11 protein-coding genes and 1 pseudogene are annotated in these 14,777 nt (G+C 54.5%); 1 reads left to right on the forward strand and 11 read right to left on the reverse strand.

Features of this window, described 5'->3' with window-relative positions:
• From QJ48_RS25960 to QJ48_RS26005, 10 genes and pseudogenes are all read right to left on the reverse strand, one after another.
• Positions 1-318, reverse strand: a pseudogene (locus QJ48_RS25960) (substrate-binding domain-containing protein); the annotation flags it as partial.
• Positions 319-359: 41 nt separating this feature from the next.
• Positions 360-1,361 carry an inositol 2-dehydrogenase gene (iolG, locus tag QJ48_RS25965; RefSeq protein ID WP_054976308.1) on the reverse strand — a complete coding sequence of 334 codons (1,002 nt, stop codon included), beginning with the start codon at positions 1,359-1,361 and terminating at the stop codon, positions 360-362.
• A gap of 54 nt (positions 1,362-1,415) precedes the next feature.
• Entirely contained in the window at positions 1,416-2,399 is a 984-nt protein-coding gene (locus tag QJ48_RS25970; protein ID WP_054976309.1) for an ABC transporter permease, read from the reverse strand.
• A 1-nt stretch (position 2,400) separates the two neighbouring features.
• Positions 2,401-3,903, reverse strand: a complete 1,503-nt coding sequence (locus QJ48_RS25975) for a sugar ABC transporter ATP-binding protein (RefSeq protein WP_054976310.1) — start codon at positions 3,901-3,903, stop codon at positions 2,401-2,403.
• Between the two features lie 337 nt (positions 3,904-4,240).
• Positions 4,241-5,692 (reverse strand): CoA-acylating methylmalonate-semialdehyde dehydrogenase, encoded by a 1,452-nt coding sequence (locus QJ48_RS25980; RefSeq protein ID WP_054976311.1) that lies wholly within the window; start codon positions 5,690-5,692, stop codon positions 4,241-4,243.
• A 206-nt stretch (positions 5,693-5,898) separates the two neighbouring features.
• The gene (gene iolC, locus QJ48_RS25985; protein WP_054976312.1) at positions 5,899-6,906 is read right to left on the reverse strand and encodes a 5-dehydro-2-deoxygluconokinase; all 1,008 of its coding nucleotides are present in this window, start codon (positions 6,904-6,906) and stop codon (positions 5,899-5,901) included.
• 36 nt (positions 6,907-6,942) lie between these two features.
• Positions 6,943-7,758, reverse strand: a complete 816-nt coding sequence (iolB, locus tag QJ48_RS25990; protein ID WP_054976313.1) for a 5-deoxy-glucuronate isomerase — start codon at positions 7,756-7,758, stop codon at positions 6,943-6,945.
• A 22-nt stretch (positions 7,759-7,780) separates the two neighbouring features.
• Positions 7,781-8,701, reverse strand: coding sequence for a myo-inosose-2 dehydratase (iolE, locus tag QJ48_RS25995; RefSeq protein ID WP_054976314.1), 921 nt, complete (start codon positions 8,699-8,701; stop codon positions 7,781-7,783).
• A 25-nt stretch (positions 8,702-8,726) separates the two neighbouring features.
• Positions 8,727-10,592: a 3D-(3,5/4)-trihydroxycyclohexane-1,2-dione acylhydrolase (decyclizing) gene (gene iolD, locus QJ48_RS26000; RefSeq protein WP_054976315.1), complete on the reverse strand. Its 1,866-nt coding sequence runs from the start codon at positions 10,590-10,592 to the stop codon at positions 8,727-8,729.
• 325 nt (positions 10,593-10,917) lie between these two features.
• Entirely contained in the window at positions 10,918-12,600 is a 1,683-nt protein-coding gene (locus tag QJ48_RS26005) for a methyl-accepting chemotaxis protein (RefSeq protein WP_054976316.1), read from the reverse strand.
• A 229-nt stretch (positions 12,601-12,829) separates the two neighbouring features.
• Between QJ48_RS26005 and QJ48_RS26010 the strand changes: the two genes are divergently transcribed.
• Positions 12,830-13,165, forward strand: coding sequence for a hypothetical protein (locus tag QJ48_RS26010; protein ID WP_036678101.1), 336 nt, complete (start codon positions 12,830-12,832; stop codon positions 13,163-13,165).
• Between the two features lie 329 nt (positions 13,166-13,494).
• Here the strand turns inward: QJ48_RS26010 and QJ48_RS26015 are convergent, their stop codons facing one another.
• Complete coding sequence (locus QJ48_RS26015) at positions 13,495-14,412, reverse strand: DUF4180 domain-containing protein (RefSeq protein ID WP_054976317.1); 918 nt, start codon at positions 14,410-14,412, stop codon at positions 13,495-13,497.
• Between the last annotated feature and the right edge of the window lie 365 nt (positions 14,413-14,777).

Here is a 14,777-nt window from a genome sequence, read left to right on the forward strand (position 1 = left end):
GGCCGGCTTCTTGTTCAGCGCGTCCTCCAACATGTTGACCTGCTCCAAAATTTGCGATTCCGAAGCCGGCCCGGTGACGGTCCCGTCCACGTTCAAATCCTGGAACGCTTTTTTCGCGCCCGCTTCGACGTATTTCCAGTAAGGACTGCTGAGCGTTTTCAGCACGACCTGCACCTTCGGCTTTTGGCCGGAGCTTCCGCCTTTATCCCCTTTGTCCGACGCCGCCGGAGCCGAGCTGCCTCCGCCTTGACTGGCGCATCCCGCCACCACCGCAAGAGACAGAGCCAATACCACAGACACCAATGCGCTTTTTTTCATGAAAAGACCTCCCATTTTTTTCTTATATCAAGCTTTTGGCGTTACAACTGTACCCGGCTGCCGGTTTCAAAGGCTTTCTTGGCCGCTACGGCGATCTCCAGCGCCTTTTTCCCGTCCTCTGCCGTGACTGACGGTTTCTGGCCGTTCAGCAAGCAATCGACAAAATGCTGCATTTCAAGCACATAAGCGCTTTCGAACCGGGTCGGAAAATCCGGCACAATGTCTTGGGAGCTGCCTTTAAACGTAAGTACGGAAATGTCGCGATGTCGGAGAGAACCGATCAACAGCGTTCCCTCGGTGCCGATCACTTCTCCGCGAATATCGTAGCCGTAGTAAGCGTTCCGGCTGCATTCGATATCGGCGGCCGCTCCGGAGTCGAACGTGGCGTAAGCGATCCCTTGATCCACGTCGCCGAATTCCTCCATAAAGCCGTGAACCAGCACGCTGCCGTGTGCCGCGACGGAAGTCACTTCGGCTTCCAGCAAAAATCTCGCCAAATCGTAGTCGTGGATGCCCAAGTCGAGAAAGATGCCGCCGCTGTTTTTGATGAACTCGGCCGGAGGCGAGCCGGGGTCGCGGGAGACGCCCTTGTAATAGATCGGCTTGCCGATATCGCCGCGCGCGATTCTTTTCTTCGCATCGGCATAGGCGGGGTCAAACCTTCTCATGAAACCGACCTGGCACACGACCTTCGTTTCTTCGATGACGCGGAGGACGTCCGAGGCTTCCTGCAGATCGACCGTCAAAGGCTTCTCCACAAAAATGTGCTTGCCGTTGCGCGCAGCCTGCGTGATCATGTCGGCATGCGTGCTCGTCGGAGACGCGATAACGACCGCATCGATCGAGTCGTCCTCGAACACCTCGTTCAAGTTCCCCGTGTACCGGTCTACGCCGAGCTCTCCCGCCACCTTGGCCGCATGACTGGTTTGCGGATCGGCCACGCATACCAGCTTGGCTCCCTTCACCTTCGAGGCTACATTTTCCGCGTGCCAGTAGCCCAGTCTTCCAAGCCCCAGTACCGCGCAGCGAATCGGTTTTCCCATTGTGTTCTCTCCTTGTATGAGTTTCGGTGATTTCGAAATAATGCCGCGAGCCGTCTACTTCTTGAAGGAGCGCTGGCGCAGTACGTCTACATAGACCGCCGCCACGATAACGAGACCGATAATCGCCATCTGAAAATCGGCGGAGACGTTAAGCAGATTCAAGCCGTTGCGGAGCACCGCGATAATCGTGGCGCCGATCAGCGTGCCCCAGACCGTGCCGACGCCGCCGAAGAAGCTTGCGCCGCCGATGATAACCGCAGCGATCGCATCCAGTTCGTAGCCCATCCCGGCCAGCGGAAACGCCGAGTTGACGCGCCCGACCATGACCAGCCCGGCCAAACCGGCCATCAAGCCGCTCAAGGTGTAGACGATGACGAGAATTTTATTTACGTTAATCCCGGACAGACGGGCCGTTTCCTTGTTCCCGCCGATCGCGTAGATGTAGCGCCCTGTCGAGGTGCGATTCAAGAAAATATCGAAAAGAATATAAACGACGATAACCAGAATAAAGCTGAACGGCACGGGACCGACAAACTCGCTGCCTGCGAATTGGATCGGTGCGGCAAAGCCGGCAATCGGGGCCGCTCCGGTAATAATCAAGGCAATCCCGCGGGCGATATTCATCGTACCCAGCGTGGAGATGAATGGGTGCGGCAGCTTCAGCTTCGTCAGCATGATGCCGTTCGTCCAGCCGAGCAGCGCGCCGACGCCGAGACATACGACAATGCCAAGATACGGGTTAAGCCCGTGATTGACGGAGACAATCCCCATCATCATAATGGACAGCGCCAAAATCGAGCCGACGGACAAGTCGATCCCCGCCGTCAAAATCGGCAGCAGCATCCCGATCGCCAGCAGCGCGTTGATGGAGGATTGGCGCGCGATGTTCATCACGTTGTCCACGGTCAAGAAATTATCGCTTAGGATGGTCAAGACCGTACATAAAATAATCAGGCCGATCAATGCGCCGAATTTGCTTATAAAGCCGTTGGATTTTACTTTCCTTGCCTCGCTTTTTTCAACGATGACAGCAGACATCTTAATTCCCCCTTGTCGCGGACTTCATGATTTTTTCCTGATCCGCCTGTTCCCTGAGCATGTCGTCGACGATCTGCCCTTCGTTCATGACCAAAATGCGGTCGCAAATGCCCAGAATCTCGGGCAGTTCCGACGATATAATGATCACCACCGCACCGTCCTGCACCAATGAATTGATCAGCCGGTATACCTCCACCTTCGCGCCGACGTCAATCCCTCTTGTCGGTTCGTCGAAGATGAATACTTTGGCGTTCGTACAAAGCCATTTGGCGATAACAACCTTCTGCTGGTTGCCGCCGCTGAGCTTGCGCGCCTGTGCGGCAATATCTCCGGGGCGCACCTGCAGTTCCTTCAAATAATCAGTAGCAAGCGCTTTCATCTTGTCTTTGTGCAAAAACTTGTTTTTCTTCAACTTCTTCAGGTTGGCAATGGTGATATTGAATTCGAGCGTCTGGTCGAGAATCAAGCCTTCGCCTTTGCGGTCCTCGGTAATAAAAGCAAGTCCCGCTTTGATCGCGTCCTCCGGACACTTGATCTTGACCTCTTTGCCGAACACGTACACTTTGCCTTGATCGATCGGATCGACCCCGAAGATGCCCCGGGCCAGCTCCGTCCTCCCGGCGCCGACAAGGCCGGAAATTCCGAGGATTTGCCCTTGGAATGCCGTGAAGCTGACCTCTTTGCTCGAATTCTTCAGCCGCAGCCCTTCGACCCGCAAGCCTTCTTCGCCGAGCTGGAAGTTCATTTTTGGATATTTCTCGTCCAGGCTCCGACCGACCATCAGTTGGATCATCTTCTCGGTATCCGTCTCCGCCATGCTCAGCGTTTCGATTTTCCGGCCGTCCCGCAAGATCGAGATCCGGTCGCCGATCCGCTTGTTTTCTTCCAGCTTGTGCGAGATGTAGACGATCGCAATCCCTTGCTTGCGCAGCTCCATCACCGTCGTCAGCAGCTGCTCGATTTCCGATTCGCTTAGGCTGGAGGACGGTTCGTCCATAATGATCAGCTTCGCATTAATGGTTAACGCTTTCGCAATTTCAACCAGTTGCTGCTGTCCGATACCAAGTGAGGAAACCTTCGCGTCCGGGGAAATATCCTGCCCGAGCTGCTTCAAATATTCCATGGCCTTGAGCCGCATCGTCTTGCGGTCGAGCAGCGAATACTTGCCGTTCTTCTTCAGCTCCCGGCCTAGAAAGATGTTCTCGTATACCGTCAGCTCGGGAATAAGGTTAAGCTCCTGATAGATCGTGGCGATCCCGAGGTTCATCGCGTCGACCGGACCGTTGATTTCCACCTTGTTCGACTCCCAGAGGATGTCGCCGGAATCTTTCGTATACGCGCCGGTCATAATCTTGATTAGCGTCGATTTGCCCGCTCCGTTCTCCCCCAGCAGGATATGGACCTCGCCCGGAAGTATGTCCAGATGAATCTCCTTCAGCACTTGGTTGCCCGAGAAGCCTTTGCTGATTCCCCTCAGTTCCAATAAAGCATCGCGTTCTCCCATGTCGTAACCCCTTTCAAAAAGCAAAGCCTTTCTCCGTGTGTACCGCGAGGAATGAAAGTAAGCGCTTAATCAAAATCTAAAAAAAATAATCCGTTTTCCGCCATATAAGCCGCTTTACCATGACCTTGATAACGATCCTTTTTCCATGACTTTCCTTTATTTATCGGCATTGTCATTTGGAAGAGCTACCCCAATCGAGATAAATAAAGCGCTTTCCTTAATGCGATTATATCTAGGGTTTTGAGAAATTGCAATATGCTTCTGTGATTTTCTTTACACGTTTTTTTGTAACGGAGCGGCTCCGCCGTTGCTGAAAAAAAGCGAAGCCGCTTCCGCCTTAATAACGGGCGGTAACCATTTTTTTGCGCGTGTAGAACTCGACGCCGTCTTTGCCGTTGGCGTGCAGATCCCCGTAGAACGACTTTTTGTAGCCGGAGAACGGGAAGAAGGCCATCGGCGCAGGTACCCCTACATTAATGCCGAGCATGCCGGCATCGATCGTTTCCCGGAACTGCCGCACGGCTTTGGCGCTGTCCGTGTACAAGCAGGCGCCGTTGGCGAATTCGGATTGGTTGGCGATGTCAATCGCCTCGGTCAAGCTGTCGGCGCGCACGATCTGCAGTACGGGCGCAAAAATTTCGTCGTTCCAGATCGTCATACCCGGCTTCGCGTGGTCGAAGATCGTCGGCCCGACGAAATAGCCGTCTCCCGAAGCCGCTTCGCATTCGCGTCCGTCCAGCAAGAGCGCTGCTCCCTCTTCGCTTCCTTTTTCGATATAACCGACCGTTCTGTCTTTATGCGATTGGCGGATGACCGGGCCGAGGAAATTGCCTTTCTCGATGCCGTTGCCGATCGTTAATTGCTTGGCCGCCGTCACCAGACGCTCGGCCAGCGTGTCGGCGGTATCGCCTACGGCCACGACAACGGAGCAAGCCATGCACCGTTCGCCCGCCGAGCCGAAAGCCGCATTAATAATTTCTTTGACGGTCAGATCCATATCCGCATCCGGCAGCACGATGGAGTGGTTTTTGGCGCCGCCCAGCGCCTGCACCCGCTTGCCGTGAGCGGCCGCCGTCTTGTAGACATATTCCGCCACCGGCTGCGAGCCAACGAAGGAAATCGCCGCTACGTACTGATGCTCCAGCAGGCCGTTGACGACATCGTGCGCCCCGTGGACGATATTGAACACGCCGTCCGGCAGGCCCGCTTCCTGCAGCAACTCCGCCAAGCGGCACGCCAGAATCGGCGTTCTCTCCGACGGCTTCAGGACGAAGGTGTTGCCGCAAGCGATCGCCAGCGGGAACATCCAGCAAGGCACCATCATCGGGAAGTTGAACGGGGTAATGCCGCCGACCACGCCGATCGGATAACGGTACATATTCGATTCCAGACCCGTCGCGATATCCGGCAGCACGCTTCCCATCATCAAGGTCGGCACGCCTGCTGCGAACTCGACGCATTCGATGCCCCGCTGCACTTCGCCGTATGCTTCGGCGTAGTTTTTGCCGTTTTCCAGCGTCACCAGACGGGCCAGCTCATCCCAATGCTCCACGAGCAGCTGCTGGTATTTGAACATGATGCGCGCTCTTCTCGGCACCGGCACGCGGCTCCACTGCTTGAACGCTTCCTTCGCCGTCCGGACGGCTTGATCGAGATCTTCCCGTGAAGACAGCGGCACTCTCGCCAGCACTTCGCCGGTAGCCGGATTCGTCACGATATCTTCTTTGCCCGAAGTGGCATCCACCCATTGCCCGCCAATGTAATTTTGCAGAAGCTTTTCGTTAGACATGCTAGTTGTTCCCCTTTTCTTTGTGGTGTGTGGTTAAAAGTACGGTGAATATAGACCGCTGCGCGTGCGGATCGTCCTTCCGATCGCTCTTGCCCCCGGATTCTTGGGTTCTATAACTTCTTTATCGGTTAGAATCCGGGGACAAAGGCGACCGCTTTCGCTTCTTCAAGACGATTCCGCCCGCTCCGCTGGGATTCACCGTACTTTTAAATACGGCTATTCGCCCGGTGCTCCTTGATCAAATTCTCGATCTGCTCGACCGTAGGCATCGCATCGGAGCAGCTGTGGCTGGAAACGACGATGGAAGCCGACGCGCTGCCGAACTCCTGGCACTTCTCGATAGGCCAGCCCTGAAGCAAGCCGTAAATGAACGCGCCCGCGAACGAATCTCCCGCACCGAACGTTTTGATCACCTGCTTCGCCGGGAAAATGCCGCCCCGGCTACTTCCCCCGTCCTTCGTGAAGACAATGGAGCCGTCCCCGCCATGCTTGACGACGACGATTTTCGCTTGACGCTCGAACCAGCGCTGCGCCGTGGCGAGATCGTCCTTGACTTCCGGTCCGGTGACGATTTCCATGACGTCAAATTCTTCTCTGCCGGCAATAATGACATCGCACTGCTCCGCGACCAGATTGCAGTAAATGGCCGTCTCTTCCTTCGATTTCCACGTCCAACGGCGGTAGTCGACGTCGAAAATAATGACCACTTGGTGTTTGCGCGCATATTCGATCGCTTGGAATACGGCTTCCCTGGACGGGCTTTGCGCCAGCGCCGTGCCGGAGATCAAGATTGCCTTGGCCCGCTTGATGAAATCCTCCTGCACCTCGCCCGCTTCCAGCTTCAGATCGGCGACGTTGTCGCGGTACATCAGGATGCTGCAATCGGTTGGCGACTTGATTTCGGTAAAAGCAAGTCCCGTCACCGCGCCGGTATGATCGGTCACCACATTGCGAGTATCGATGCTCAGCTTGTGCAGATAGCTCTTGATAAAACGACCGAATTGATCGTCCGATACTTTGCCGATGAATCCCGTACGCGCGCCCAATTTGGCTAACGCAATCGTAATGTTGGCGGGCGATCCCCCCACATATTTCGTAAAAGTAAGCGTTTCCTCCATCGGCCGGTTAATCTCGTTGGCGTTCAAGTCAATGCACAGCCGGCCAAGCCCGATAAAATCCAGCTCCCGGTCCGGCTGAAACGTGATATGGTTCATTTCTCGGCGCACCTCCGTCGTATGCGATTGAAAAAATTATTTTTTGGCGTTCGTCATCAGCCATTCGTGCGCCGGATCGTTATAAAACCGCCAGGTGCGCACCGGCCCCGCCATGACGTTCAAATAGTAGACATCGTACCCCGGCGGCGCGGAAACGGGATGGAAGCCTTTAGGCACCAGCACGGCGTCCCCATTTTTCACGATCATCGTTTCATCCAGTTCTCCGTCGAGGGTGTACACCCTTTGCACGGCAAAGCCTTCAGCCGGGTTGATTTTATGGTAATACGTTTCTTCCAGGTACGATTCGTTCGGCAAATTGTCCTGATCATGTTTATGCGGCGGGTAGCTGGACCAATGCCCGTTCGGCGTAAACACCTCGACCACCAGCAAGCTGTCCGCAGGCGACTGCTCCGGCAAAATGTTATGGATATGCCGCTCGATATTCCCGTAGCCTCTCGTTTCCACTCCGACCTGATCGGGAGCGATCAGTCTCGCCGGATGACTTCCGTAGCCCGGCGCCGCACATACGGCCAGCTCCAGCTCCGTCGTCGCCGTTACTTCGAAGAAGTCGCCGTTCGGGACATAGACGCTGTACGGAGGGATTTGTTCAAAGACGCTCATGCGCTGCCCGATGTTGTCCAGCTTAAGCTCGGAGGTCGCCACATTCGCCTTGCCCGACAGCAGCACGAGACACACCTCTTGATCGCCCGTTTCCTTCTTCAAGCGCTGTCCCTGGCTCAGCCGGTACACTTCGAAGCCGACATACGTCCAGCCCGCCGATTCCGGCGTAATCGCGAGTACGTTCCCTTGCTCGTCCGCCGTCTTGCGGCTCGGCACAATAAGATCCGCCATATGAAACCATTCCCCTTCCCCGTTATCCTGATATGTTGGTCGTTAAGTCGCTGACGATGACCGCAATGTATTCCTTCGACTTCCGCGCGTATTCCACCGGATTGGCCACGGACGGGTCCTGCTCCGCTTCGATGATCATCCAGCCGTCGTAACCGCGGGCGAACAATTCCCGGAGAATCGGCGCAAAATCGATGCATCCGTCCCCCGGCACCGTGTAAACGCCCTGGATCACCGCCGACTGGAACGGAATATTGTCCCGCTTTACCCGGTTCAGCACGTCCTGACGCACGTCTTTCAGATGCACATACGCGATCCGGTTGGCGTACCGCTGCAGCAGCGCAAGCGGGTCGGCTCCTCCATAGTAAGCATGGCCCGTATCGTACAGCATATGAACCAGCTCCGGATCGGTCGTGGCCATCAAACGGTCGATTTCCTCCGGGCGCTCGACATTCGTGCCGATGTGGTAGTGGTACACCAGCTTCATGCCATGCTCGCGGCAAATTTCTCCGGCTTGATGCAAGCCGTCCACCATATGATTCCATTCCTCATCGGTAAAAGGAATCACGTCCCGGTCTGTAGGCGACCGTCTCGGGTCGCCGATGATCGATCCGCCGAGCTCGCACGTGACGACATGCTTACTGCCCATTTTTTGCAGAAATTGCACATGCTTGCGGTAAGCCTCCAGCTCCGCTTCCCGATAGCTCGGGTCTGAAAAAAGCACGCCCTTCCACTGCGAAGTGAGCAGGATTCCTTTCTCCGCCAAAGCTTCCCGCAGCACGTCCGGATCTTTCGGGAATTTGCGGCAATTCTCCGTCGCGGCGAAGCCGAGAGCCGAGAAATCGGTCAACAGATCTTCGAACGTATAGTGATCCCCTAACTCCAGCACATCTTCATTCACCCAGTTAATCGGGGAAATTCCCAGCTTCAAGCGATCGATGTTCATATGCAGGCCCCTTCTTTAATGAAAATTAAATTTCCTTCACGACTTCGAGCTTTTGCCGCATCGTATCATAGGCTTGATGCACCTTCCCGCTCTCCGATACTTCCGCCACGCCGACGCGCCACCACGACTCGTAGCCGTCCGTGTTCGTGCCCGGGAGCACCTTGATTTCGATCAAGGTGGAGACGGTTTGCTCCTTGGCGCTCTTTAAAGCTTCCTTCAGCTCGTCAATCGTGCGCACCGAGTAAGTCTTGACGCCGAGAGCCCGCGCATAGAGCGAAAAGTCGACCGGCACGTAGTCGCCTGTCAGCCTGTCCGTATCGGCGGAGCGATAGCGGAATTCGTTGCCGAAGCCTTGGCTGCCGTGTCCGCGCTGGAGATTATGAATGCACTGATAGCCGTGGTTATCCAGAAGCAGCACGTTGATTTTCCGCCCTTCCTGGATGCTGGTCAACAGCTCGGAATGAAGCATCAGGAAGCTGCCGTCGCCGACGAACGCATACACCTCGCGCCCGGGATCGGCCAGCTTCGCGCCAAGCGCCCCCGACACCTCGTAGCCCATGCAGGAAAAGCCGTATTCCATATGGTACGTATTCGGATGGTCGCATCTCCACAGCCGGTGAAGGTCGCCGGGCAAGCTGCCCGCCGCGCATACGATCACGTCGCTTGGATCGAGCGACGCATTGATCTCGCCGATGACTCTCGTCTGCGACAGACCGTCCGGGTGCTCCATGGCGTACAAGCGGTCGACCTCTTGGTCCCAAGCCTGCTTCTCCGCCTTCAGCTCGTCAGCCAGGTAGGCGCTTTCGTAACCGGCCTGCCCCAAAGCATCCTGCATAGCGGTAAGCGCTTCCTTCGCATCGGCGATGACCATGAGCGCGTTCAGCTTCATCGCGTCGAAGGAGCTGACGTTTATGTTCAGGAACGATACGTCCGGATGCTGGAACGCGCTCTTGGATGCGGTCGGAAAGTCAGCCAGACGCGTTCCCACGGAAATGATCAGATCGGCTTCCTTCGCCAGCCGGTTCGCGGCAAGCGATCCGGTTACGCCGATGGCGCCCATATTCAGCGGGTGATTCCAAGGCATCGCGCTTTTGCCGGCTTGCGTCTCCGTGACCGGAATTTGGAACGTCTCCGCGAAGGCGATCAGTTCCTTCACCGCGAGCGAGTAGTGAACGCCGCCTCCGGCGATGATCAGCGGTCTTTTCTTGCCGCGAATTGCTTGAACCGCCCGGTCCAAAGCGCCTGGCGACAAGGGGCGCCGCTCGATGTAATGGACCCGCTTCGCGAAAAATTCGGCCGGGTAATCGTACGCTTCGCACTGTACGTCCTGCGGAAGCGACAGCGTCACCGCGCCCGTATCGACGGGATCGGTCAGCACGCGCATCGCGTTCAGCGCCGCCGTGATCAGCTGCTCGGGCCGGGAAATGCGGTCCCAATATTTGCTGACCGGCTTAAACGCGTCGTTGGCCGAAATCGTGTAATCGGTCGGATCTTCGATTTGCTGCAATACAGGGTCCGGCTGTCTGCAAGCGAAAATATCCCCGGGCAGGAACAGCACCGGAATGCGGTTCACCGTCGCGGTCCCCGCCGCCGTCACCATATTCAACGCGCCCGGACCGATGGAAGAGGTGCACGCGAATATTTCAAGCCGGTTTTTCTGCTTCGCGTAAGCCATGGCCGCATGCGCCATGCCCTGCTCGTTTTTGCCTTGGATGAACTGGAGCGCGCCTTTATCCTGCTCCAGCGCCTCGCCGAGCCCCGTAACGTTCCCGTGCCCGAAAATCCCCATGACGCCTTTGACGAATTTGCGTTCTTTCCCGTCAATCTGGATGTATTGGTTATCCAAAAATTTCAGCAATGCCTGCGCCATCGTTAAACGAATCGTTTTCATACAGGGCCTCCCTTTTATGAGTATGCGCTTACCCATTATTCATGAATAAAGAACGTCACTTCGCAAAAAAAAACGTTTTCATTTTTCAGCGATTCATTTCAAGTAACATCCTTTATTCGGCGAATTTGGGATTTTACGTTGCGTAATAATGACCGTTTCGTTAATAAAACCGCTTACATTCCGACAAAAAGCTTCGAGCATCCTACTTAAAGCAAAAGACTGTTCATTTCGAACTTAGAGTAAGCGCTTTACCTTGTGTGTGATCATTATAACTCAAGCTTTCCTTCGTTGGCAATAATCAATTTAAAATGTGTGACGAAAGTCCCTATAATTTGAATCTTTGAACCGTCCCCTGCAGCTCTTCGGCCATGGTCGTCAACAGCGAGGTATTCGCCGACAGCTCCTGCACCGAAGCCAATTGCTGCTCTGTCGCCGCCGACACATGCTGGGTCCCTGCCGCCATCGTCTCGGATAAGGAAGCGATCGATTCCATCGACCGGACGATCTCGGCCGCCCCGGCGGATAACCGGCTGGCATCGACGGATACGGCTTGAACCTGCTGGGTCGCCTCGTCGACCAGCTGCTTGATCCCCTCGAATATGCGTCCTGCAGCGCCGGCCACCCGGATTCCGTCCGCCACCTCCTGCGACGCCGCAGCAACCGAGCCGACCACGTGCTTCGTCTCCTCTTGAATATTATGCACCAGCGCTGCGACTTGTTTGGCGGACTGCTCGGTCTGTTCGGCCAGCTTGCGGACTTCCGCAGCGACGACCGCAAAGCCCCGCCCATGCGCGCCTGCTCTCGCCGCTTCAACGGCCGCATTCAATGCCAGTAAATTGGTCTGGGTGGCGATATCGGATATCACTTTGTTCAACTGTCCGATTTCGGCGGAACGCCGGTTCATTTTCTCAATGACCTGGTCCAAATTGCTCATCGTCGCCTGGATCGAATCCATCTGGCGGATAACGATCCCGATTTCCTTGTCGCCGGCCGATGCCTTGTCCAACGCAAGCTCGGATAACGAACCGGCCTGTCTGCCGTTATCGGCAATGCGCCGAATCCCTTCCAGCATGTCGCCGATCGACTGCCTGCTTCGCTCCACGGATTGCACTTGCTTCTCCGAGCCGTCCGCAAGCTGCTGCATAATTTCCGTAATATGTTCGGCGGCAATCCCTGTTTGTTCCGAGCTCGACCGCAGCTCTCTGGAAATTCCCACGACCTGGCCCGAGCTGTCGTCGATTTGCCCGACCAGCCTCCGCAGGCTGTCGGCCATTCGGTGAAAGGAATTGGCCAAATCCCCGATCTCATCCTGCCGCCGGACACGCACATCCTTGACGCCGAGATTTCCCTCGGCAATCCAATCAGCCGCCTTGCTGAGGGCTACGAGCGGTCTTGACAAGTATCGCGAAAAAGCAAAGCCGATAATGACAGCCAGGGCAAAACTTCCCAAACTTACCCATAAGGTGAACATCGTTATGTTGTCGACGAGACTGCGGTTCGCTTCCATCTCTGCGGCCATCGTCCGGTCCTGCCGGTCGGACAAATCCTGCGCAAATTTCGTAATGACCGCCCCCAACGGAACGATTCCGGTCCTCGCTTCCTGGCGCGCACTTTCGGCATCTTTGCCCGCCAGCCCGAAGATCTGTTCCGCTTTCGTGCGGTATTGCCGGTTCAGCTCCATCATATAACCAAGCTTCTCTTCCTCGCCGGAATCCGCAAGCAGCGCCTTGGACTGCGTCAACAGCTTTTCGATCAGCTCGTTCGCTTGATTCAGCTCCGCGATGTAAGCGGAATCTTGCGTCAAAAGATACGTATTCAGGCTACCGTTCTGTACGGCCGTATGAAACTTGATCTGGCCCGCGATCGCCTTCAGCTCTCCCTGCCTTTCGATCAAATCGGCATACGAACGGTTCATTTGCTTCAGCGAGCTGTAAAACAAAGCGCTGGAAATGCCGGAAATGACCGCCAAAGCCAAAAAACCGCCGGCCAACTTTTTACCGATGCTCATTCTCACCCGGATGACCCCCATTTTGTCATTGTGTTGGAACTTCTTTTTTGTGAAAGCGTTTACCATTTTCTCGTTGCATTTCTGACGCTGGCTGGATATAATTAAACTCAACCAAGTGGTTAAGCGCTTTATTAATTTTAAAATAACGGATTCACCCGCGATTTTCAATCCTTTTGTGCAAGTCTCATTGCGATCTGAACATTCCCACTTGATGAAGGAGCGACCTGTTATGACGACGAATGAACCGGCTCAATTCGAAATGTTCCGCGATCCTTTCAAAATGCTGATCGTTCTGCTGAACCTTGTCGCCGAGCAGCAAGGCATGGAACTGGACTACGAGAAGGTGCCCTCGTTTGAGAACGAGACGTTTTTGATCCGCCATGCGAATGATGGCGACATCTCCGATGAACGTATCCCTAATTTTATTTACAAAAAGGACGGGACGGAAATTACCTGGTACCAATACTTGGGCCGGGATATTTACTGCAGTAAGGACTTGTCCCGCGAGGAGTACAACAAAATGTTCGTCGACTGTATGGCTTCGCTTTATCAGTTGAACGGGTAACCTTTATGCAAAAGAAAGGAGACTTTTGGCTTCTTAAGCAAAAGTCTCCTCAGGCTGTTGAGAAAGTGGGGTTATACGGAAAAAGAGATGTATACGGAGGTGGGGTATCTACTGGAGAAGCGATAGCGTTCGCCTTTGTCTGCGGGAAATACCCGCTATTAAGCGGCTTCAATCAAAATTTCCCGCTGACAACAGTGATCGGAAGTAGATACCCCACCCCCACGTACACCTCTATTACCTCAATTCACCACTTTCTCAACAAGCGCAGGAGACTTTTGGCTTCTTAAGCAAAAGTCTCCTGCGAATGACCGGAGTGCGCTGTCCTTTCGTTACTCATTCAGAAGCCACTCTTCCGCTTCCCCAGTGCTGCCGAATACCCTGAAATCATTTCCTTTGTTGGCTTCGGCCAGCAGCTCTTTAAATCTCCCCTTCACAACCTGTTCGTTCGTTAGAATAAGGGCCGCTTTCACACGATAGTTCATGAATTTTTGCAGCATCTCTCCTGCCAGACCCGTTCTAAGGTTGAAGAAATCGTCGGAAAGCGCCTCCGCGTGAAACACTAATAGATTGGTGTCATTTTCAAAGCATGCCGCGATAAGATCCAATGCATCTTGTCCTGTGCGCAGCGGCGTTTCGGCAGAAGCGCATTCCACGTATTTTTTCGTACCTCTTTCAACGACTTGAACCTTCATTTGATTTTCCTCCTTCTCCATGGGAATACGCAGTTCACTGCGCAGCTTTTGAATCCATTCCCATTCGCGCTTGTAGAAATCGATTAAATTGTTGTAGATCATATCCCATAAGTAGATTTCCCGGGCAGTTCTGCCGGGAGAAAACGGGCCTCTGAGCTTTTTTTCTTGCTGCAATAAAATCTGCGTCCGGACTTCCTCTTCATATTTTGTGAGCAGGGCGTTCAATTCGTCTGTGCTGAGCTGGTCCGCCCAAGCAAGCTGAATCAGAAACGAGTTCTTCAAATCGGGGGGTTCGGGCGTGGAAAGCACCCAATCCTTCAGCTCGGCCAACCCTTCTTCCGTGATCGTATAAATCTTCTTCGAGGGCGAGCTTTCCTGATGCTGAACTTCACAGGTCACGAAGCCTTCGTCCAGCAGCTGCACCAGCGATTTGTAGATTTGATTGTTGTTGGCCGACCAGTACATGAAGGGGGATTCTTGGATGATTTTTTTCAAATCGTAGCCCGTAACAGACTTCCAGCTTAAAATTCCCAGAATGGCGTGCGTAATGGACATGGCAGTTGCTCCTTGATCGATATCATATGTTAACAGTAACATATGATACTGAATATTGCAACATTCGGTGTGGAATGAAGCCAGCTCTCTGGCACGGCAAAAAAAAAGCCCTCTATTAGGAGAGGGCTTAAGGCTGTTGAGAAACCCAAGAAGTAGAAAATTTCAAAACAATTAGAGGTGGGGGATATCCCGTAAGAGTTTACGTCCGCCTTTGAAACCCGTGAAAATACCGCTAATTCTAATCAAATTCACGGGTAGATAGGGGGTCCCCGGAAAGTAATCGGAATAAGCTTCCAAGTGCTACTTCACTTTCCGGGGGAGGGCAGCGGCTGGAGGGATATACCCCACCGGCGTATACGGAGAAG

The organism is Paenibacillus sp. A3 (assembly GCF_001399685.1).
Classification (GTDB): Bacteria; Bacillota; Bacilli; order Paenibacillales; family NBRC-103111; genus Paenibacillus_G.

Bases quoted from the DNA above. Each gene is read 5' to 3' on its own strand.
- iolG (WP_054976308.1), bottom strand. From the start codon at position 1,361: ATGGGAAAACCGATTCGCTGCGCGGTACTGGGGCTTGGAAGACTGGGC.
- QJ48_RS25970 (WP_054976309.1), bottom strand. From the start codon at position 2,399: ATGTCTGCTGTCATCGTTGAAAAAAGCGAGGCAAGGAAAGTAAAATCC.
- QJ48_RS25975 (WP_054976310.1), bottom strand. From the start codon at position 3,903: ATGGGAGAACGCGATGCTTTATTGGAACTGAGGGGAATCAGCAAAGGC.
- QJ48_RS25980 (WP_054976311.1), bottom strand. From the start codon at position 5,692: ATGTCTAACGAAAAGCTTCTGCAAAATTACATTGGCGGGCAATGGGTG.
- iolC (WP_054976312.1), bottom strand. From the start codon at position 6,906: ATGAACCATATCACGTTTCAGCCGGACCGGGAGCTGGATTTTATCGGG.
- iolB (WP_054976313.1), bottom strand. From the start codon at position 7,758: ATGGCGGATCTTATTGTGCCGAGCCGCAAGACGGCGGACGAGCAAGGG.
- iolE (WP_054976314.1), bottom strand. From the start codon at position 8,701: ATGAACATCGATCGCTTGAAGCTGGGAATTTCCCCGATTAACTGGGTG.
- iolD (WP_054976315.1), bottom strand. From the start codon at position 10,592: ATGAAAACGATTCGTTTAACGATGGCGCAGGCATTGCTGAAATTTTTG.
- QJ48_RS26005 (WP_054976316.1), bottom strand. From the start codon at position 12,600: ATGAGCATCGGTAAAAAGTTGGCCGGCGGTTTTTTGGCTTTGGCGGTC.
- QJ48_RS26010 (WP_036678101.1), top strand. From the start codon at position 12,830: ATGACGACGAATGAACCGGCTCAATTCGAAATGTTCCGCGATCCTTTC.
- QJ48_RS26015 (WP_054976317.1), bottom strand. From the start codon at position 14,412: ATGTCCATTACGCACGCCATTCTGGGAATTTTAAGCTGGAAGTCTGTT.